19 protein-coding genes are annotated in these 17,685 nt (G+C 72.3%); 10 read left to right on the forward strand and 9 right to left on the reverse strand.

The window, feature by feature from the left end; genetic code table 11:
* Window positions 1–318 precede the first annotated feature (318 nt).
* On the reverse strand, window positions 319–2,214 hold the full coding sequence (locus ABGB18_RS02600; RefSeq protein WP_347693656.1) for a protein kinase: 1,896 nt from the start codon (window positions 2,212–2,214) through the stop codon (window positions 319–321).
* Window positions 2,215–2,328: 114 nt separating this feature from the next.
* Between ABGB18_RS02600 and meaB the strand changes: the two genes are divergently transcribed.
* From meaB to ABGB18_RS02625, 5 genes are all read left to right on the forward strand, one after another.
* On the forward strand, window positions 2,329–3,300 hold the full coding sequence (gene meaB, locus ABGB18_RS02605) for a methylmalonyl Co-A mutase-associated GTPase MeaB (RefSeq protein ID WP_347693657.1): 972 nt from the start codon (window positions 2,329–2,331) through the stop codon (window positions 3,298–3,300).
* Window positions 3,301–3,492: 192 nt separating this feature from the next.
* Window positions 3,493–5,706, forward strand: a complete 2,214-nt coding sequence (locus ABGB18_RS02610; RefSeq protein WP_347693658.1) for a CehA/McbA family metallohydrolase — start codon at window positions 3,493–3,495, stop codon at window positions 5,704–5,706.
* Between the two features lie 5 nt (window positions 5,707–5,711).
* Window positions 5,712–6,638: an acyltransferase domain-containing protein gene (locus tag ABGB18_RS02615; protein WP_347693659.1), complete on the forward strand. Its 927-nt coding sequence runs from the start codon at window positions 5,712–5,714 to the stop codon at window positions 6,636–6,638.
* A 67-nt stretch (window positions 6,639–6,705) separates the two neighbouring features.
* On the forward strand, window positions 6,706–7,326 hold the full coding sequence (locus ABGB18_RS02620) for a TetR/AcrR family transcriptional regulator (RefSeq protein WP_347693660.1): 621 nt from the start codon (window positions 6,706–6,708) through the stop codon (window positions 7,324–7,326).
* On the forward strand, window positions 7,323–8,399 hold the full coding sequence (locus ABGB18_RS02625; RefSeq protein ID WP_347694293.1) for an acyltransferase: 1,077 nt from the start codon (window positions 7,323–7,325) through the stop codon (window positions 8,397–8,399). The genes ABGB18_RS02620 and ABGB18_RS02625 overlap by 4 nt, the downstream gene beginning before the upstream one ends.
* On the opposite strand, the gene ABGB18_RS02630 is transcribed toward ABGB18_RS02625, so the two are convergent.
* The 3 genes from ABGB18_RS02630 to ABGB18_RS02640 all read right to left on the reverse strand — a co-directional run bounded on the left by ABGB18_RS02630 (window position 8,383) and on the right by ABGB18_RS02640 (window position 10,809).
* Window positions 8,383–8,754 (reverse strand): thioesterase family protein, encoded by a 372-nt coding sequence (locus tag ABGB18_RS02630; RefSeq protein WP_347693661.1) that lies wholly within the window; start codon window positions 8,752–8,754, stop codon window positions 8,383–8,385. The genes ABGB18_RS02625 and ABGB18_RS02630 overlap by 17 nt on opposite strands.
* 76 nt (window positions 8,755–8,830) lie before the next feature.
* Window positions 8,831–10,588 (reverse strand): long-chain fatty acid--CoA ligase, encoded by a 1,758-nt coding sequence (locus ABGB18_RS02635; RefSeq protein WP_347693662.1) that lies wholly within the window; start codon window positions 10,586–10,588, stop codon window positions 8,831–8,833.
* Window positions 10,589–10,638: 50 nt separating this feature from the next.
* Window positions 10,639–10,809 carry a hypothetical protein gene (locus tag ABGB18_RS02640; protein ID WP_347693663.1) on the reverse strand — a complete coding sequence of 57 codons (171 nt, stop codon included), beginning with the start codon at window positions 10,807–10,809 and terminating at the stop codon, window positions 10,639–10,641.
* A gap of 25 nt (window positions 10,810–10,834) precedes the next feature.
* Between ABGB18_RS02640 and ABGB18_RS02645 the strand changes: the two genes are divergently transcribed.
* The 3 genes from ABGB18_RS02645 to ABGB18_RS02655 all read left to right on the forward strand — a co-directional run bounded on the left by ABGB18_RS02645 (window position 10,835) and on the right by ABGB18_RS02655 (window position 12,499).
* Window positions 10,835–11,224, forward strand: coding sequence for a CGNR zinc finger domain-containing protein (locus ABGB18_RS02645; protein WP_347693664.1), 390 nt, complete (start codon window positions 10,835–10,837; stop codon window positions 11,222–11,224).
* A gap of 21 nt (window positions 11,225–11,245) precedes the next feature.
* Entirely contained in the window at window positions 11,246–11,386 is a 141-nt protein-coding gene (locus ABGB18_RS02650) for a hypothetical protein (protein WP_347693665.1), read from the forward strand.
* A gap of 201 nt (window positions 11,387–11,587) precedes the next feature.
* On the forward strand, window positions 11,588–12,499 hold the full coding sequence (locus ABGB18_RS02655) for a hypothetical protein (RefSeq protein WP_347693666.1): 912 nt from the start codon (window positions 11,588–11,590) through the stop codon (window positions 12,497–12,499).
* A 66-nt stretch (window positions 12,500–12,565) separates the two neighbouring features.
* Here ABGB18_RS02655 and ABGB18_RS02660 read toward each other — a convergent pair whose 3' ends face one another.
* Both ABGB18_RS02660 and ABGB18_RS02665 read right to left on the reverse strand, forming a co-directional pair.
* On the reverse strand, window positions 12,566–12,820 hold the full coding sequence (locus tag ABGB18_RS02660; protein WP_347693667.1) for a zf-TFIIB domain-containing protein: 255 nt from the start codon (window positions 12,818–12,820) through the stop codon (window positions 12,566–12,568).
* A gap of 59 nt (window positions 12,821–12,879) precedes the next feature.
* Window positions 12,880–13,746 carry a phosphotransferase gene (locus tag ABGB18_RS02665; RefSeq protein WP_347693668.1) on the reverse strand — a complete coding sequence of 289 codons (867 nt, stop codon included), beginning with the start codon at window positions 13,744–13,746 and terminating at the stop codon, window positions 12,880–12,882.
* Window positions 13,747–14,010: 264 nt separating this feature from the next.
* On the opposite strand from ABGB18_RS02665, the gene ABGB18_RS02670 reads away from it, so the two are divergent.
* On the forward strand, window positions 14,011–14,898 hold the full coding sequence (locus ABGB18_RS02670; RefSeq protein ID WP_347693669.1) for a TIGR03619 family F420-dependent LLM class oxidoreductase: 888 nt from the start codon (window positions 14,011–14,013) through the stop codon (window positions 14,896–14,898).
* Here ABGB18_RS02670 and ABGB18_RS02675 read toward each other — a convergent pair.
* From ABGB18_RS02675 to murQ, 3 genes are all read right to left on the reverse strand, one after another.
* A complete protein-coding gene (locus ABGB18_RS02675) occupies window positions 14,895–15,275 on the reverse strand; it encodes a VOC family protein (RefSeq protein WP_347693670.1) in 381 nt (126 codons plus the stop codon). The genes ABGB18_RS02670 and ABGB18_RS02675 overlap by 4 nt on opposite strands.
* Window positions 15,260–16,354 carry a serine hydrolase domain-containing protein gene (locus ABGB18_RS02680; RefSeq protein ID WP_347693671.1) on the reverse strand — a complete coding sequence of 365 codons (1,095 nt, stop codon included), beginning with the start codon at window positions 16,352–16,354 and terminating at the stop codon, window positions 15,260–15,262. Before ABGB18_RS02680 ends, ABGB18_RS02675 begins: the two co-directional genes overlap by 16 nt.
* Before the next feature lie 136 nt (window positions 16,355–16,490).
* Window positions 16,491–17,390: an N-acetylmuramic acid 6-phosphate etherase gene (murQ, locus tag ABGB18_RS02685; protein WP_347693672.1), complete on the reverse strand. Its 900-nt coding sequence runs from the start codon at window positions 17,388–17,390 to the stop codon at window positions 16,491–16,493.
* Between the two features lie 58 nt (window positions 17,391–17,448).
* Between murQ and ABGB18_RS02690 the strand changes: the two genes are divergently transcribed.
* A complete protein-coding gene (locus ABGB18_RS02690; protein ID WP_347693673.1) occupies window positions 17,449–17,685 on the forward strand; it encodes a hypothetical protein in 237 nt (78 codons plus the stop codon).

Below are 17,685 nucleotides of genomic sequence, written 5' to 3' on the forward strand. Positions count from 1 at the left end.
TTGGCCGGGCGGGATCCGGTGGCGGCCAGCCGGCCCAGCTTGAGCTCGATCGTGCGGCCGCCGGGCTTCGACCAGTCCACGGGGACCCGCAGGGTGGCGCAGCGCATGCCCGTGGTGCCGCCGCCTCCTGGGCAGTCGCCCCAGCTCAGAGTGCCTTCCCCGGCAGCGGCTGTGGCAGGAGACTGGCAGAGGCCACCAGCGTGACCGCCGCGGCCATGGTCCGTGTGATGTTCATGGGCCGAGCCTGCCGTGATCACCCTGCTGATTCGTCATCCTTCGATGGACATCCCCGGCGGCCGTTCGCCGTGAGCCCGGGCGTCAGAGGGTCGTGCTCTCGCACGTGGTGACCGAGATGCTGCGCTGGAGCGCGATGGGGGAGGTGATCCGCAGCGCGACGTCGTGAGGGCCGGCCGTGCTCGTGAGGCTGCGGGGCGCGGTCAGGTAGCGCCGGCCGTTCTCCGGGATGAGCGCCGTGGCGCGCCTGGCGATGGCGCCGTCGACGATCCAGACGTAGGTGAAGGTGAGCGGGCCGCCCGTCCGCTGGACCAGCGCCTGAAGCGTCAGCTCGCCGTCGGCCCAGCAGGCGCCGTTCCTGGTGCCGTTCGCCCGGAGGCTGATGAGCCTGAGCCGTCCGGTCGCGGCGGTGGCGGTCGCCGTGGGTACGGCGCCGGTGGCGTCGTCGGTTCGCGGGGTCGGGACGGTGGTGCGCCCCGGGTCCGGCGACGCGGTGGATGTCGCGGGGGCGTCGGTCTTGGCGGCCACGCTCCTGGTCTTCGGGGTGGGGGTCGTGGGGGTGAGCCACACGATGGCACCGGCCAGGGCCAGCACGGTCACACCCGCCACGGTGATGACGAGCGCGGTCTTCAACCGCCGCCGCCAGGGCCGCGGCCTCGGAGGACGAGACCCGGCCTCGTCCTCGGCCGCCTCCGCGGGGACCGAGGGCGCCGTCATCACCGCGACCGGGGAACCGCCCGGTGTCGCCGCCTCGAACCGGCGCGCGGGCTCGGGGCGTTCGGGCTCGAATCGGGCCACGGGTTCGGGGTGCTCCGGCGATTCGGCCGGGGAGGCCAGGTTGAACAGCGCCTCCATCGGCGCGGTCTCGAACTGCCGGGCCGGTCGCTGCCGGTCCTGGGTCTCGTGCGAGGCCGCGGGCTGGTCCGGGGGTTGTTGGCGGGTGGCGTCCTGGGTGGCCGGAACCTCTGGCCAGACCGGGGGCTGTTCCTGGGTCTCCTGGCCGGAGGCGGGCTGATTCGCGGGTTGCGGGCGGAGGGCGGGGCCGTCGGGGCGTTTGGCCCAGGGGAGGGGACCGCCTGAGGGCTGAGGGCGGTGGGCGGTGTGGTCGGGGGTGAGGTCGGGGAGCTGGTGCCAGTTCGGGGGCGGGGTTTCGGGCCGGGGCATGATGGCGGGTTCGGGTCCGGCGGCGGACCGGTGGCGCAGGGGGGCCGTGAGGCGCAGGAGGACGTCGCGCATCGCGGGGCGGGTGGCCGGGCTCTTGGCGAGGCACGCCAGCACCACCTCGCGCAACGGCGATCCCAGCTCGCCGATCTCCGGCTCTTCGTGCAGGATGCGGTTGATCACCACGGGCAGCGAGTCGTCCCCGAACGGCGGCACCCCCGTGGCCGCGAACACCACCACCGACGCCCACGCGAACACGTCCGCCGGCGCCCCCACCGCCCTGCCCGCGAGCTGCTCGGGCGCCATGTACGCGGGCGTGCCCACGATGGCGCCGGTCGCCTTCACCCCGGAGCCGAGCGCCGCGGCGATGCCGAAGTCCACGACCCGCGGCCCGTCGGCGCCGAGCAGGACGTTCGCCGGTTTGAAGTCCCCGTGGACGACTCCGGCCTGGTGGATGGCGTCCAGCGCGGTCGCCGTCGCCACGGCCAGCCGCCGCAGGTCCGTCCCGCCGCGCGGACCCGCCTGCTGCAGCGAGGGCCCGTCCACGTACTCGGCCACGATGTACGCTCTGCCGCTGGTCGAGGCGTCGAGCACCCGCGCGAGGCAGAAGGGCTCGACCCTCCGCGCCCCGGCGATCGCCTTGACCAGGCGCTCGCTCAGGGTGATCCCCTCATGCAGCACCTTGACGGCGATGGGGGCGCCGTTGCGCGCCTGACCGAGGTAGACGACACCGTGGCCGCCCGCGCCGAGCCGCCCGACCAATCGGTAGGGTCCCGCCGCTGCCGGGTCCCCCTCGCGGAGGGGTTCGACGGTGGGCATGAGGGGAGTGACTCCTGTGACGGCTGAGACAAGAACTCCAGCACCCTACTGGCAAGTGTCACGACTTGTCAGACATTAGGCTGATCAACCGGGAAGAAAAGGGGGAGCAGGCGGATGCACTCGCTGGAGGACTACGTCCAGGGCGTACGGGCCGGGTCACGCACCTGGATCGCCCGCGCGATCACGCTGGTCGAGTCGACCCGGGCGGACCACATCGCCCTGGCACAGCGGCTGCTCGTCGAGCTCACCCCCCTGTCCGGCGACGCGTGCCGGGTGGGGATCTCCGGCGTGCCGGGCGTGGGGAAGTCGACGTTCATCGACGCGCTCGGGACGTCGCTGACCGGCCGGGGGCACAAGGTGGCCGTGCTGGCCGTGGACCCGTCCTCCAGCCGGACGGGCGGCAGCATCCTGGGCGACAAGACCCGGATGTCCCGCCTGTCGGTCGATCCGGCCGCCTTCATCCGCCCGTCCCCGACCTCCGGCACCCTCGGCGGCGTCACCAAGGCGACCAGGGAGGCCATGGTCGTGGTCGAGGCCGCCGGTTTCGACGTCGTGCTGGTCGAGACCGTGGGCGTGGGGCAGTCGGAGACCGCGGTGGCCGACATGGTGGACACGTTCCTGCTGCTCACGCTGGCGCGTACCGGCGACCAACTGCAGGGGATCAAGAAGGGCGTGCTGGAGCTGGCCGACGTCATCGCGGTCAACAAGGCCGACGGCGAGCACGAGCTCCCGGCCAGGAAGGCGGCACGGGAGCTGGCGGGGGCGCTGCGCATGCTGCGGTACGACACCGCGTCCGGCACCGGGCCGCCGCCCGTACTGACCTGCAGCGCGCTCGCCGGCGACGGGCTGGAGCGGGTCTGGCGGCAGGTGCTGGCCCACCGGGAGTCGCTCGACCTCGGCGCCAAGCGGCGCGCGCAGCAGGTGCGGTGGACCTGGACGATGGTGCGGGACCGGCTGCTGGGCGAGCTGCGCGACGACCCCGACGTGGCGGCGATCACGGAGGAGGTGGAGCGCGAGGTGCTCGCCGGACGGCTGCCCCCCGCCCTCGCCGCCGATCGCCTCCTGGCCGCCTTCAAACGCCCCTGACCGTCTCAGCCCGGGGCGGTCTCAAAGCCTCGTGACTCCGGCCGAACGCGGGCGGTGGGGCAGCATCGGAAACCTCCGGATGGAATACCTCCACCCGGGTGGGAAGATTCCGCCTCTACCAGCTCCTCGCCGAGCGGGCGGCGTCGCGAGCCATGTCACGATGGCGCGCAACTACGTGGGGAGGGGCGACATATGTGCGCGGAGTCGACGCTGCCCGAAAAGGTGGCCGGAGCGCTGGAGGAGTACGGCCGGCTGCTGGACGAGCACGGCATCACCTGGGGCGAGCCGGAGATCCACTATGTGAAGTTCTTCGCCAGGCGCAGGGTGCTGCCGCCGGCGTTGTTCGACCGGTTCTGGCAGCTCATCCACCTGTCGGTGACCGAGAGCCATCCGGACGAGCCGCTCGACCAGCTCGCCGCCCGGCTGACCGAGCCGGACTACGACCGGGTGCTGCGTGACACCCTCGACGGTGCGCTGCCGGGGCACCTCGCCGCCCTGCGGGTCACCCCGGACGGGGTCACGCTCGAAGGCGCGCCGCGGACGGTGCTCCTGCCGATGCCACGGGACGCGGACGGCGAACCGGTCAGGTGGGCGAAGGCCGGGCCGCGACGGACGGGCGAGGCGCCGTACGTGCTGCTGACCGACGTCGCCCGGCCCGACGGCCCGCCTTCCGCCCCGCGTCTCGCGGCCTCGTTGCCCGGGCGGGGGGAGGAGCGGATCTCGTTGCTCGTCGACTCCAGCCGCGACAGCCCCTGCCTGGTGTCCATCGACGACACCCAGCGGCGGCTGGCCCCCCACGGCGCCTGGCTGATCCAGGTGGACCACGACAGCACGATCGTCGTCGACGGTGCCCGCGTGCGCCTGGACACCCTCCTGCGGCCCACCCCGGCCGCCCGGCTGCGCCTGCGGGCGGGCATGCCCTGCCGGTGGAGCGTCACGGCGGCCGACGGCGGCGGCTGGTTCCCGCCCGGCACCCCCAACCGCCACGACTACCACGGCCGCCCGTACTTCCACGGCGACGACATCGAGCTGGAGGTCCCCGCGGTCCCCCTGACGATCACCGTGGCCCGGGGCATGGAGTTCGACGAGGAGACGCTGGAGCTCATGCCCGCCCCGGGCCGGGCGCACCTGGTCGGGCTGACCCCGCGACGCCTCTACGACGCCGCCGCCCGCGGCTGGTACGGCGCCGACATGCACGTGCACCTCAACTGGGCGGGCGACGTGGTGGGCGTGCCCGCCGACGCGGCGGCCGCCCAGTACGGCGAGGACCTGCACGTGCTCAACCTGCTGGCCGGCAACGTCTCCGGCCGGCGCGTCTACGACCGCGAGGCGCTGGAGCACTGGACGGACGAGGACCTGCCGTGGTCCGACGCCACGCACGTGGCCAGGATGGGCGTCGAATACCGCAACGACCTGCTCGGCCACGTCTACGCCTTCGCGCCGCGCGCCGCCCCCGGCCGCTACCACACCGGGTTCGCCGGGGACGCGGACTGGCCGCCCAACGCCGACGGCCTGCGGGAGCTGCGCGGCCTCGGGGCGCTCGTCGGCTACAGCCACCCCTTCAGGACGCCGATCGCCGACGGCGACCCGCCCAAGGGCGTCGTGTCGCCCCTGCCGCGCAACTGCGCCGCCCGCGAGCTCGTCGCCGACGCCGCGCTCGGCCTGGTGGACAGCCTCGACGTGCTCACCCACGCCTCGATCCCGTCCACGGCGGCCGTCTACCGGCGGCTGATCGGCGCGGGCAACCGGCTGGCCGTCACCGCCGGCACGGACGCGATGATCTCCTTCACCCGTTCAGACAACCAGTCGAACCCGCCCGGCTGGGCCCGCGTCTACGCCCGGGTCGACGGGCCGCTCACGGCGAGAACGTTCGCGGCGGCGGTACGCGCGGGCCGTACGTTCGCCACCACCGGCCCCTGGCTGGAGCTGACCGTGGACGGCCACGGCCCGGGACACGTCATCGACGCCCGCCCGGGACAGCACATCAGCATCACCGCCAGCGCCGTCGGCCCGGAGGTCGCGGCGGTGCGCATCCGCACGGCCGAGGGTGTGCGCGCGGGCGCGGAGCGGCTGTCGGCCGACTACGGGCGGGCGGGCGACGAGCAGCTGACCGTGACGGCCTCCTTCCAGGTGGACGCCCCCACGTACGTGGTCGCCGAGGTCCTGTGCGACCCGCACCCGCGCACCCTGACCTCCACCGGGTACGCCCTGACCAGCCCCGTCTACGTGGACGTCAACGGCCGGCACGTGGCCAGGCGGGAGGACGTGCTCTGGTGCCTGGAGTGGCTGGACCTGCTGGAGGACCTGATCAGGCAGCACGCCCGGCTGGTCAGCCCGTACCAGTTCGGCGACCACATGTCCCTGCTGGAGCAGGCCAGGGCCGTTTACCGGGGGCGGCTAAGCTGACCGCGGTGAACGTCAAGGAGCTGCTGAAAGACCACCCCGCCTGGCTCGAACACCTCGAGTCCCGGGACGGCATCGACCTCGCCCTGCCCGCCGACCTGCCGTCGGCGTTACTGCGGCTGGCGGTGCCGCACGAGGACGTCAACGCCGTCGTCGCCGCCCGTCCCGAGCCGGGCGGCCCCCTGTGGTGGCTGGCCGAGCGGTGCGTGCACTCCCTGGTGTCCACCATGGGCAGCCTGGACGGCCCGCCGCCGTTCCCGGCGCTGCCCGGGCTCGGGCCGTACTTCTACGTGTACGTCTACCTCGCGACCCTGCCGCACACCCGCCGCTACCACCGCGAGCTGGGCATCCCCGAGGAGGTGTCCTGGGCGACGTTCGCGGACCTGGGGCGCAACATGGCGGTGCACCGCAAGCGGCACGGCACCGGTGGCCTGCACGCGCCCCACTGGTTCATGCTGCACGCCCGCGGCCTGCTGTACGAGCTGGGCAGGCTGCAGTTCAACCGCGGCCGGTTCGGCGGGACCGGCGTCGCGGGGGTGCCGGCGGAGCGCGGCGACATGGCGCTCGACGTGCACGTCCCGGACTTCCGCGGCCCGCTGTCGCCCGAGGCGTGCGACGCGTCGTTCGAACAGGCCAGGAGGTTCTTCCCCCGGCATTTCCCGCAGGAGGACTACCGGGTCGTGACGTGCATGTCGTGGCTGCTGGACGAGCAGCTCGCCGGTTACCTGCCGGCCGACTCCAACATCGTGGCCTTCCAGCGGCGCTTCCACCCGCTCGACAGGTTCGAGGGCGGCGACATGCTGTCGTTCGTGTTCGGCGCCGCCGCCGCCGACCCGGCCCGGCTGCCGCGCCGCACCAGGCTGGAGCGGGCCGTCGCCGACCACCTGGCGGCGGGCGGCACCTGGTACGGGCGGCTCGGCTGGCTGAGCTTCTGAGGTAGAGGCCCTTTCGAAGAACAAGCCGATCGTTTCGTTTCCTAGCCGCATGTGCTACTTTTTGGCCATGCGGCCAGAAAACGAGCCGGGTGGCCAGAAAAGCCGGTCGTTCATCGAGGAGGCCAGGCGCGCCCAGATCGTCGCCTCGGCCGTGGAGGTGATCGCCGAGGTCGGTTTCACCCACGCGTCCTTGGCGCGGATCGCCAAGCACGCGGGCATCAGCAAGGGCGTCATCTCCTACCACTTCGGCAGCAAGGACGAGCTGATGGAGGAGGTCGTCGCCCGGGTCTACGGGAGCATCGGGGAGAGCGTGACGCGGAGGATGGAGGGCCTGCGGACGGCCACCGAGATGGTCAGGACGCATCTCCAGACCGTCGCCGAGCACATGCGCGGTCACCGCACCCAGCTCATCGCCCTGGGCGAGATCTTCTATAACCTCAGGACCGCGGACAACAAGCCCCGCTACGGGATCAACGCCAGTGAGGAGATCTTCCGGGCCATGGAGGAGGTCTACCGGCTGGGTCAGGAGAGCGGGGAGTTCCGGGAGTTCGACCGGCGGGTCATGGCCATCACGCACTCGTCGGCCATCGACGCCATGTTCGCGTACTGGGTGGCCAACCCGGACCACGACCTGGACGCGCATGTCAGGGAACTTACCGATTTCATCGAAAGGGCTTGCAGACAATGACGGCCGAGCCGATCACCAGGACCAGGCTCTACGCGGTGGACAACCTGCGGATCGTGCTGACCGCGCTGGTCGTCGTCCACCACTGCGCGGTCACGTACGGAAACATCCCCCTCTGGTTCTACGTCGAGCCCGCCAAGGACCCCTCGGGGGCGGTCCTGGACATCCTGGTCGTCTTCAACCAGGCGTTCTTCATGGGCTTCTTCTTCCTCATCTCCGGGTTGTTCACCCCGGGCTCCTACGAGCGCAAGGGGGCAGGCCCCTTCGTGCGCGACCGGCTGGTGCGGCTCGGCCTCCCGCTGCTGGCCTTCCTCATCCTGCTCCGGCCGCTGGTCAACTTCCCCACCTACCCGCAGGCGAACATGCCGTACTGGCAGTACTATTTCGCCTCCTGGGACCCGGGGCCCATGTGGTTCGTCGAGGTGCTGATCGTCTTCGCGCTGGCCTTCGCGGTCTGGCGGCACCTGCGCAAGCCCGCCGCCCCGCGGCCGGCCCCGCTCACGTTCACGGCGATCGCGCTGTTCGTGGTGGCGCTGGCGGTCGTCACGTTCCTGTGGCGGATCCTGGTGCCGAGCGGCAGTTACGTGCCGGTGCTCGGGCTGCCGACGCCGAGCTACCTGCCACAGTACGCGAGCATGTTCGCGGTCGGCTGCGTGGCCCAACGGCGCGGCTGGTTCGAGTCGCTGCCCGCGCGGGCCGGGTGGCTCGGCCTCGTCATGGCGGGCGTGGTGACCGCGGTGCTGCTGCCGCTGGCGGGGATGACCACCGGCGCGGCGTCCTCGGCGGCCACCGCGCTGTGGGAGTCGGCCTTCGCGGTCAGCATGATCATCGGTTTGTCGGTGCTGTTCCGGGAGCGGTTCAACGAGCAGGGGCCGCGCGGCAGGTTCCTGGCCGAGCACGCCTTCACCGTCTACATCGTGCACCCGATCGTGCTGGTCGCCCTCGGCTTCGCGCTGAGCGGGCTGCACGCCGCCGCGATCGTCAAGTTCGCCGCCATGCTGGTGCTCGCCCTGCCGCTGTGCTGGGCGCTGGCCTACGCGGTGCGGTCGCTGCCGGGGGCTAAGCGGGTGCTGTGAGCATCCCGGGCAGGGGGGCGGCCCGGCCGCCGCGCACGCACACGTACGTGATCGTGCCGACGGCCACCAGGTCGTCCCCGCGCCGCATGGTGAACGTCATCGTGAGCGACGTGGTGCCCAGCCGGGCCGGGGCGCTCTCCACGGCCAGCACGTCGCCGAGCCGGGCGGGGGCGTGGTGCTCGCAGCCGCTGGCCTTGACGACCAGGTCGGCGCCCTCGCTCCGGAGCCGGTCGTAGCCGCCCCGAGCGCCCAGCCAGTCGAGGAAGGCGTCCTCGAAATACTCGTAGTAGCGGGTGGCGTGCATCATCGACTGCGCGTCGCAGTGCCGCGGGCGCACCGGGAGGTGGGAGATCACCTCTGGGACCCTACGCGAGGCGCCGGTGTGACGAGGGCGCGCTCCTTCGCCTCGCTCACGGCGGGCCGTTCCCGGCTCAGGAGTCGTAGAAGGAGTCGAGGATCTTGCCGTGGCGCTCCTCGACCGCCCTGCGCTTGATCTTGAGGCTGGGGGTCAGCTCGCCCGTCTCCACCGTGAAGTCCTCGGCCAGGATCGCGAACTTCTTCACCGTGGCATAGCTCGCCTGGTCCGCGTTGACCTGGTTGATCGCCTTGTCGACCTCGGCGCGCATGCGCGGGTGCTCGCGCAGCGACTCGGCGTCGGTGGGCAGCGACTCGGCCTGCGCCCACGGCCTGACCACGTCCATGTCGAGGGTGACGAGCGCCGTGACGTAGTTGCGCAGGTCGCCGTGCACGAACACGTGCGACACGTACGGGCAGGCCGCCTTGATCCGGCCCTCCAGGTATGTCGGCGCGACGTACTTGCCGCCCGAGGTCTTGATCAGCTCCTTCTTGCGGTCGGTGATGATCAGCCGGCCCGCCTCGTCCAGCTCGCCGATGTCACCCGTACGCAGCCAGCCGTCGTCCAGCGCGGCGGCCGTCTCCTCCGGCAGGCCGTGGTATCCGCGCATGACGCCGCGCCCGCCGATGAGGATCTCGCCGTCGTCGTCGATGCGTACGCCGGTGCCCGGCAGCGGCGGCCCGACGCTGCCGAACCTCACCGAGTCCGGCCGGTTGAGGAAGCTGCCCGCCGAGGACTCGGTCAGGCCGTACCCCTCCAGGATCGTCAGGCCCGCCCCGTCGAAGAACTCGGCGATGTCCCGGGACAGCGGGGCGGCGCCGGAGATGAAGAACCGGATCCGGCCGCCGAACCTGGCCCGCAGCTTGCTGAACACCAGGCGGTCGGCCAGGGCGTGTTCGAGCCGGGTGGTGACCGGGACGGCGGCGCCGCGCTGGCGGGCTTTGCTGACCCTGATGCCGGTCGCCCGTGCCCAGGTGAAGATGCGCAGCTTGATGCCGCCCTCGCGCTGCTGGGTGGCGGCCACGGTGTTGTGGATCTTCTCGAAGATGCGCGGCGCCGCGGCCATGAACGTCGGCCGCACGACGCCCAGATTGTCGGCGATCTTGTCCAGCCGGCCGTCGATCGCGGTGCACACGCCGATGTCGATCATCACCACCTCCAGCAGCTTGCCGAAGGAGTGCGACAGCGGCAGCCACAGGAAGTGCAGGTCGGACCCGGAGATCATGTCCAGCTCGCGTACGGCGTTCGCCGCGTACAGCCAGTTGTCGTGGGTCAGCTCCACGCCCTTGGGGCGGCCGGTGGTGCCCGAGGTGTAGATGAGGGTGGCCAGGTCGTCCTGGCCGATCGCGTCCACCATGGCGTCGTAGTCGCCCTCGCCGTCGCTCAGCGAGTCGAACGTGACCACCCAGCCGTCCTCGCTCGCCGAGCCGTCGATGACGACCACGTGGGTGACACCGGGCAGCTCGTCCCGGACGGACCTGATCTTGGCGGCCTGCTCCTCGTTCTCGGCGATGACGATCGTGCTGCCGGAGTCCGTGATGACGAACGCGGATTCGGCGGCGGTGTTGGAGGGGTAGATCGTGGTCGTGGCCGCCCCGGTGGCCAGCACGGCCAGGTCGGCCAGGATCCACTCGATCCGCGTGGAGCAGAGGATCGACACCCGCGTCCCCGGCCCCGCGCCGAGCTCCGACAGGCTCAGGGCGAGCCCGCGGACCCGCTCGCCCACCTCCCGCCAGGACAGTGAGGCCCAGCCGTCGTCCGAGGGGAATCGGTACGCCTCGGCGTCGGGAGTGGCCGCGATCCGGTCGCGGAGCAGGGAGGGAATGCTGGACATGCCTGACCTCCAGGGGGTGTTGGAGCAGACTCTAGGTCCCCGGGCCCCCGTCAGTCGATGGTCTTGATCGAACCGCGCCGCGGCAGCGCGGTCGCGACCAGTGCCGACGTGCGCACCTCCCACGCGCCGCAGGCACACCGTAGATAGGAGACGAGGCCCTCGGACGTGCGGTGACGGGAGACGACGGTCAGGTCGAGCGGGTTGTGCGGCTCTGTATGCATGAGTCCAACCTGATGTAATGGCTTTATGCATTTCAACACTTACGGCGGCAACGGGTCGGCCCTGGCGGCGGCTCTGGTCAACGCGACCGACGTCGCCCCGGCGGTGGTCGAGGCATTGCTGTCGGAGCACCGCATGCTCCGCGCCGCGGTCACCGCGGGGCAGGCCGGGGAGCTGCGGGCGTGGGCGGGCCGGCTGGCGCCGGTGTTCGGGGAGACCTCCCAGGAGGCGCAGATCAAGCTGGTCAACGACCTGCTCGGCGTCACCGCTGCCAGGCCGTACGTGAGCGCCCACGGCGGCCGCTGCCAGGTCGTCTACGTCGACACCTCGCGCAACGGGCGGCGCCGGTTCTGCTCGCCGGGCTGCGCCAACAGGGTCAACGTGGCGGCGCACCGGGCGCGTCGCCACGCCGGTTGATCCAGGGTTCGCCTTTCCCCCGTGGTGGAGCAGGTCTCCTTCGGCCGGGCGCGACTGCTCAAACGGCCCGGGGTGCTGCTGCTCGACGAGCCGGCGAACGACCTGGACCTGGCCGGCGTCCGTCAGCTCCGCCGGGCGCTGTCGGCGTACCGGGGGCGCTGATCGTGACCGGCCATGACCTGCCGCTGCTGGAGACGATCGGGATCACCCGCCGGCTGCGCCGGGATCGCGACGAGGGACTGTCGGAATCGTAATTGACGCGTGGGGATCAACCCGGCGATAGTGTGGCAGGTGGCTGTACCTCGGTTGATCCCCTCCGTTCTTGCCCTGGCGACGCTCACACTCAGCGCTTGTTCCGCGAATGTGTCCTCACCGACCGGTGGCGAGCCGAGGGTCAGCGGCGTCGCGGGCGGCAAGGGGGGCGTGGCGGCCAACGGCGGGGCCGGAGCCACCGCCAGGCCCACCCCGGCCGCCATGACCGCCGAGGCCTACAAGGGTGAGCTCGACGGCAGGCACAAGGCGATGGCCGACGCGATCAGCGCCCTGGCGGGCGCGCGCGGGGTCAAGGCCCTGGACCAGCGGGTGGACAAGGCCGAGCAGGAGCTGACCGGCGCGGCCGACGCGCTCGGCGCCCTCACCCCGCCCGAGGCCGTACGCACCCAGCACCAGGCATACGTGACCAGCCTGCGCGACTTCGCCTCCGAACTGGGTACCACGGCCGGCAAGGTGGGCGCGAGAGACCTGTGCACCTCCTCGGCCGTTCTGACCGACCTGGAGGGCACACTGGAGGACCTCGACAAGGCGGGGGAGGCCCTGGAACGCGCCGGTGACTACCCGGCCGACGTCGTGGACGTGTCGGCCAAGGGCAAGCAGTCCAGGCGGCTGAGCAACGGCTCGTTCGTCCGCAAGGGCGCCCTCAACGGCCGCAGCTCGCTGGAGATCGACAACGGTGGCAGCCGCGACGCCGTGGTGACCGTGGTCCGGGGGAGCAGCAAGGCGTTCAGCGTCTATGTGCGCAAGAAGACCACGTTCAAGGTCAGGGGCGTACGCGACGGCACCTACAAGATCTTTTTCACGCACGGGGTGGACTGGGACGGCAAGAACAGGGCGTTCACGCGCGAGTGCAGCTTCGAGCGGTTCGAGAAGTCGGTGACGTTCAAGACGACGTTCACGGCGACGCAGATCCGCTGGCACGACTGGCGGATCACGCTGCACTCGATCTCCGGGGGCAACGCCCGGACCTCGGCGGTGGACCCGGACGACTTCCCCAAGTGAGCCGGGCCACGCTCACACGCGGGGGACCCGAGGGCCGCGCACCCGCCGTGCGCGGCCCCTCCTGGATCAGGTCGAGAACAGCATGCCCACCCAGCTGCGCTGCCGGTGGTGGCCGTAGTGGCCGCCGTGGCCACCGTGCGGCGCGCCCCACGCGGGGCCGGGGGCGGGCGGGGGAGCCGCGTTGTACTGCGACTCCATCCGAGTGATCGTCTCAAGCTCGCCGTAGTCGAGGAAGATCCCACGGCAGTTGTCGCACTGCTCGATGTGGACGCCATTGCGCTCGTAAGTCCGCATGTTGCCGCGGCACTTGGGGCACTGCATCTAAGTCGCTCTCCTTGCCTTCGAGGTCTCCAAGGTGAAACCTACCGCGCGCAACCTCGTCACGCTCTGACGATTCTGTTGCACGACTCGACCAACGAATGCTCCACCTCATCCAGTTCCCGGCCCTCGCGTTCGGCGTTGACCACGGCGACCGCGGCGAGCTGGATGGTGAGCGCCCGGGCGGGCCCGTCGAGGCGTTGCCAGGGGTCGTCGCCGCGGCCGAGCGCGGGCCCGCCCGAGGCCAGGTAGGCCCCCAGGAACCGCTCCCACACGACCGGGTCGAGCAGCCCGGCGGCATACCAGGCGGCCGGCCTGGCCAGGTCCCACGCCGGGTCGCCGACGCCGAGGTCGTCGACGTCGATGAGCAGCCAGCGGTCGCGGTGGACGAGCTGACCCAGGTGCCAGTCACCGTGCGTGAGCAGCCCGGGCAGCGCGCCGCGGGCCGGGCCGGACTCGGGCAGCTCCTTGAAGGCCCGCCTGACGAGCTGCTCGACGGGCCCGTCTCCGGTCATGCGGTCCACCGCGCGGGCGGCCCTGGCGGGCCCGCCGGCCTCGGGCAGCCCCGGGACCAGCGTGAGCGGCACGGCGTGCAGCCTGGCCAGCAGCCGGGCGCCCTCCTCCCAGGGCGCGGCGTCGGGGTCCTCGTGCGCGACGGGGCGGCCCGCGGGCCAGACCGTCACCGCGCGGCCCCCGGCCGTCAGCACCTCCGGCTCCAGCGGGGCCAGCATCACCCCGCTGACCGCGGCCGACGCGGCGGCCCGCAACCTCGGCCGCAGCAGCCCCGCGTCGTCACGCGCGGAGTGGGCCTTGACCACGACCTCACCCAGCCGTAACACCACGACGTCCGTGCGCGTCGGATGTAACACGGGTGTCCCCGCCCCTCCGTACGCCTCCGCGATACCCGCCAGTTCCGCCTGCAGACCCACTCATACAGACTATTCGGCGGTATGGGCGGTGCATGCCACCGGACGTGACCGCCGGATCGGGCCTCACCCCCGGCCAGACGTGCGCTGCCGCGCGACGCTCACTTGACGGTCACGGCGAAGATCGCCTCGCCGGACCGCTGCTCGCTCTCCTCGGTGGCCGCCGGCGCTTGCCGGTAGGCGGGCGGAAGCGCCGGCGCACCAGAGATGGTCTCCGCCGGGTCGCCGGGTCATCTCCGGGGACTCGCGTCGGTCAGACTGGGGGACATGAGAGTTGGTTTCGCCGTACCCCAGTCAGGGGCGTGGGCCACGCCGGACAACCTGCGCCGTGTCGCCTCCCGCGCCGAAGCGCTTGGGTATCACGAGCTCTGGACGTTCCAGCGGCTGCTGTACCCCGTCGGGCACCAGATGGGGCCGACCTATCGCAGCGTGCACGACCCGCTGATCACGCTGGCCCACCTGTCGGGCATGACGAGCAGGATCCGGCTCGGCGTGGCCGTGATCAACGCGTACGTGCAGCCGCTGGTGCTGGCCAAGCAGCTCGCCACGCTGCAGACGCTCTCGGGCGGCCGGCTGACGGCCGGCATCGGGCTGGGCTGGGTGCCGGAGGAGTTCGAGGCCACCGGCGTCGGCATGGAGCGGCGCGGGCGCAGGGGCGAGGAATATGTCGAGCTGCTGCGCGAGGCGTGGAGCGACGACGTGATCGAGCACCACGGCGAGTTCTACCGGGTCTCGCCGTCCCACATGGACCCCAAGCCCGAGCCGGGACCGCCGCCTGTCCTGCTCGGGGGCGCCGCCGAGGTCGCGCTGCGCCGCGCCGCGCGGCTGGCCGACGGGTGGGTGAGCTCCAGCAGGGAGGACCTGTCCGCCATCGCGGGCCGGGTGCGGCTGCTCAAGGAGGAGGTGGCCGGGGCCGGGCGGGACGCGGAGGCGTTCCGGATCGTGGTGCGCGGCGTCACGCAGGTCAGGGCGGCCCGCTCCGGCCGGATGCTGACCGGCACGTACGACGACATCCGGCATGACGTGGCCGAGCTGGCCGCGGCAGGCGTGACGGAGGTCTTCCACGACCTCAACTTCGACCGCGAGTTCGTCACGCTCGGCGCCAAGGAGGCGATGCGCCGGGCGGAGGAGGCACTGGAGGCGCTGGCGCCCTAGCCGCCGCCGTACGGGACTGTGATGATCTCCAGGTTGTGACCGTTGGGGTCGGACCAGTAGAGGCCGCGGCCGCCGTCGTTGGTGTTGATCCGGCCGGCCTGCCGGTGGTGCGGGTCGGCCCAGTAAGGCAGCCCGCGATCCTTGATCCGGCCCCAGATCTGGTCGAACTCCCGCTCGCTGACGAGGAACGCGTAGTGCTGCGCGGGCACGTCCCCGCCCGCCTGGACGACGTCCAGCGAGACGTCGTTGCCGAGCGTGACGACCCGGAACGGTCCGTAGACCGGTGCCGGCTCCAGCCCGAGCACGTCGACCAGGAACTCGGCGGTCGCGTCCCTGTCCCTGGCCTGCACGATGGTGTGGTTCAGATGGACGGACATGCTTTCAGGCTATGCGCTTCGGCCGCGACCGCGCGGCGCAGTTCGCCGATCCCCTCGCGTCCCCGCAGGGGGTGGACGGCGTTCGTCAGCAGCACCACGGTCAGCCCGCGGGCCGGATCGACCACCAGTGAGGTGCCGGTGAACCCCGAATGGCCGTACGCGCCGGGGCCCAGCGGGCCGGTGATGCCCGGATCGCCGAGGCGCACGCCCAGCCCGTGCCGGAACGCGGCCCCCTCGGCGCCCTGGTCGCGTACCATTTCGGCGACGCTCCCGGGGCGCAGCAGCGGCCCGCCGCCGAGCCGCAGCGCCTCGCCGAAGGCCAGCAGGTCCCCGGCCGTGGCGAACACCCCGGCGTGCCCCGCCACGCCGCCCAGCGCGTAGGCGGTCTCGTCATGCACCACACCCCGTACGCAGCCGGGTCCGGGGCGCTCCGGTTTCCACTCGGTGGCGGCGATCCGGGACGGCGAGGACGGGCGGTAGCCGGTGCCGGGCAGCCCGAGCACGTCCGTGATCCGGGCGCGGACCAGCGCGTCCAGCGGCGCGCCGCCGGCCAGCTCGGCGACCCGGCCCGCGATGACCATGCCGACGTCACTGTAGAGGTAGGGCCCGCCGACCGGGTGGGCGATCGGCGTCGCCAGCATCGCGGCCATCCGGGTCTCGTGATCGGCGCCGGGCAGCTCCAGGTCGATGCGGCGGGTCGGGGGCAGGCCCGCCGTGTGGGTGAGCAGCCGGCGCGGCGTGACGCGCGGGTCGCGGCCGGGGATCCAGGCGGCCACCGGCTCGTCCAGGCCCAGCCGGCCCTCCTCGGCCAGCGAGAGCAGCACGACCGTGGTGAACAGCTTGCTGACCGAGGCCAGATCGAAGATCGAGTCCCGGCGCGCCGGCGGGCGCTCGGCGGCCGGGGTCCCCGTGGCGTCGGCGTAGCGGACGAGCTCGCCGGTCGCGGCGGCGGCCGTCAGGGAGCCGTCCACGGCGATCAGCGCGACCGCGGCCGAGCAGACGCGCGGCACCGCGTCCGCCAGGATCGCCTCCAGCCGGTCGGACGTTCCCGTTCCCATCTCAGCGTCCCGGCGGGACATCCCGTTCCCTCCTCATCGGCCGGACGGGCTCAGCCGCCCGGCATCTCACCGAAACCGGGACGGGCTCAGCCGCCCGGCACCTCGTCCGGCCGGACGGGCTCAGCCGCCCGGCGCCCCACCGAAAAACGGGACGCGCTCAGCCGCTGAGCGCGTCGCTGAGGCGCTCGCCGTGCGACTCCAGCAGCGCGCGGGCGCCGGCCGCGTCGAGCCCGTGCTGGATCATCAGCACCGCGATCTTCGCCTGCCCGCCCGCCGCGTCCAGCGCCGCGCCGGCCGTCTCCTGGTCGGCCCCGGTGATCTCCCTGACCATGCGCAGCGCCCGCCCGGCGAGCTTGCGGTTCATCGTCGCCATCTCGATCATCTGGTTCCCGTAGGTACGGCCGAGCCGGACCATGGAGATCGTCGAGATCATGTTCAGCACGAGCTTCTGCGCCGTGCCCGCCTTCAACCTGGTGGACCCGGTCACCACCTCGGGCCCCACGACCACCTCGATCGCGTGCTCGGCCGTGGCCGACAGCGGCGCGCCGTCGTTGCACGACAGCCCCACCGTCAGCGCGCCGCGCCCGGCCGCCTCATGCAGGGCGCCCAGCACGAAAGGAGCCCGCCCGCTGGCGGACACGCCCACCACCGAGTCGAGCGGCCCCACCTCCAGGTCCTTCATCGCGGCGGCACCCGCCTCCGAGTCGTCCTCCGCCCCCTCCACGGACCGGGTGAGCGCCTCCGGCCCGCCGGCGATGACGCCCTGCACCAGTTCGGGATCGGTGCCGAACGTGGGCGGGCACTCGCTCGCGTCGAGCACCGCCAGCCGGCCCGACGTGCCGGCGCCGACGTACAGCAGCCGGCCGCCCTCGGCCATGCGCGCGGAGACCGCGTCGATGGCGGCCGAGATCGCCGGGATGACCACCGCGACGGCGGCGGGTACGGCGGCGTCGGCCTGGTTCATCAACCGCGCGATCTGCTCGGTCGGCAGCCGGTCGATGTGGCTGTAGCGAGGATCGCTCTGCTCGGTGGACAACTCGCGTAGCGGATCAATCATGTCGCTAACTTCCACCCTCAACTACTCCCATGTAAATATATTTCAGGACAATGAGCTCATGTCGCACGTACGTGCCGGAGCCGAACGGCCGGCCGCGGATCCCTCGCTCGCCGGCGGTGCCCGGCTCGGCCTGATCACGAACCCCACCGGGATCCTGCCCGACCTCACCCGCACCCCCGACGCCCTGCCGGCCGCGGGCCTCGGCTCGCTGAGCCGGTGCCTGGAGAGCGGCGCGGACCCCCGCGACCTGTGCCCGCCGCCGGGACGCCCGCGGGACGGGCTCCTGAATACGTGA

Origin of the sequence: Nonomuraea sp. B12E4, assembly GCF_039871825.1 — a bacterium.
Classification (GTDB): domain Bacteria; phylum Actinomycetota; class Actinomycetes; order Streptosporangiales; family Streptosporangiaceae; genus Nonomuraea.

Bases quoted from the DNA above. Each gene is read 5' to 3' on its own strand.
- ABGB18_RS02600 (WP_347693656.1), bottom strand. From the start codon at position 2,214: ATGCCCACCGTCGAACCCCTCCGCGAGGGGGACCCGGCAGCGGCGGGA.
- meaB (WP_347693657.1), top strand. From the start codon at position 2,329: ATGCACTCGCTGGAGGACTACGTCCAGGGCGTACGGGCCGGGTCACGC.
- ABGB18_RS02610 (WP_347693658.1), top strand. From the start codon at position 3,493: ATGTGCGCGGAGTCGACGCTGCCCGAAAAGGTGGCCGGAGCGCTGGAG.
- ABGB18_RS02620 (WP_347693660.1), top strand. From the start codon at position 6,706: ATGCGGCCAGAAAACGAGCCGGGTGGCCAGAAAAGCCGGTCGTTCATC.
- ABGB18_RS02625 (WP_347694293.1), top strand. From the start codon at position 7,323: ATGACGGCCGAGCCGATCACCAGGACCAGGCTCTACGCGGTGGACAAC.
- ABGB18_RS02635 (WP_347693662.1), bottom strand. From the start codon at position 10,588: ATGTCCAGCATTCCCTCCCTGCTCCGCGACCGGATCGCGGCCACTCCC.
- ABGB18_RS02640 (WP_347693663.1), bottom strand. From the start codon at position 10,809: ATGCATACAGAGCCGCACAACCCGCTCGACCTGACCGTCGTCTCCCGT.
- ABGB18_RS02645 (WP_347693664.1), top strand. From the start codon at position 10,835: ATGCATTTCAACACTTACGGCGGCAACGGGTCGGCCCTGGCGGCGGCT.
- ABGB18_RS02660 (WP_347693667.1), bottom strand. From the start codon at position 12,820: ATGCAGTGCCCCAAGTGCCGCGGCAACATGCGGACTTACGAGCGCAAT.
- ABGB18_RS02670 (WP_347693669.1), top strand. From the start codon at position 14,011: ATGAGAGTTGGTTTCGCCGTACCCCAGTCAGGGGCGTGGGCCACGCCG.
- ABGB18_RS02675 (WP_347693670.1), bottom strand. From the start codon at position 15,275: ATGTCCGTCCATCTGAACCACACCATCGTGCAGGCCAGGGACAGGGAC.
- ABGB18_RS02680 (WP_347693671.1), bottom strand. From the start codon at position 16,354: ATGTCCCGCCGGGACGCTGAGATGGGAACGGGAACGTCCGACCGGCTG.
- murQ (WP_347693672.1), bottom strand. From the start codon at position 17,390: ATGATTGATCCGCTACGCGAGTTGTCCACCGAGCAGAGCGATCCTCGC.
- ABGB18_RS02690 (WP_347693673.1), top strand. From the start codon at position 17,449: ATGTCGCACGTACGTGCCGGAGCCGAACGGCCGGCCGCGGATCCCTCG.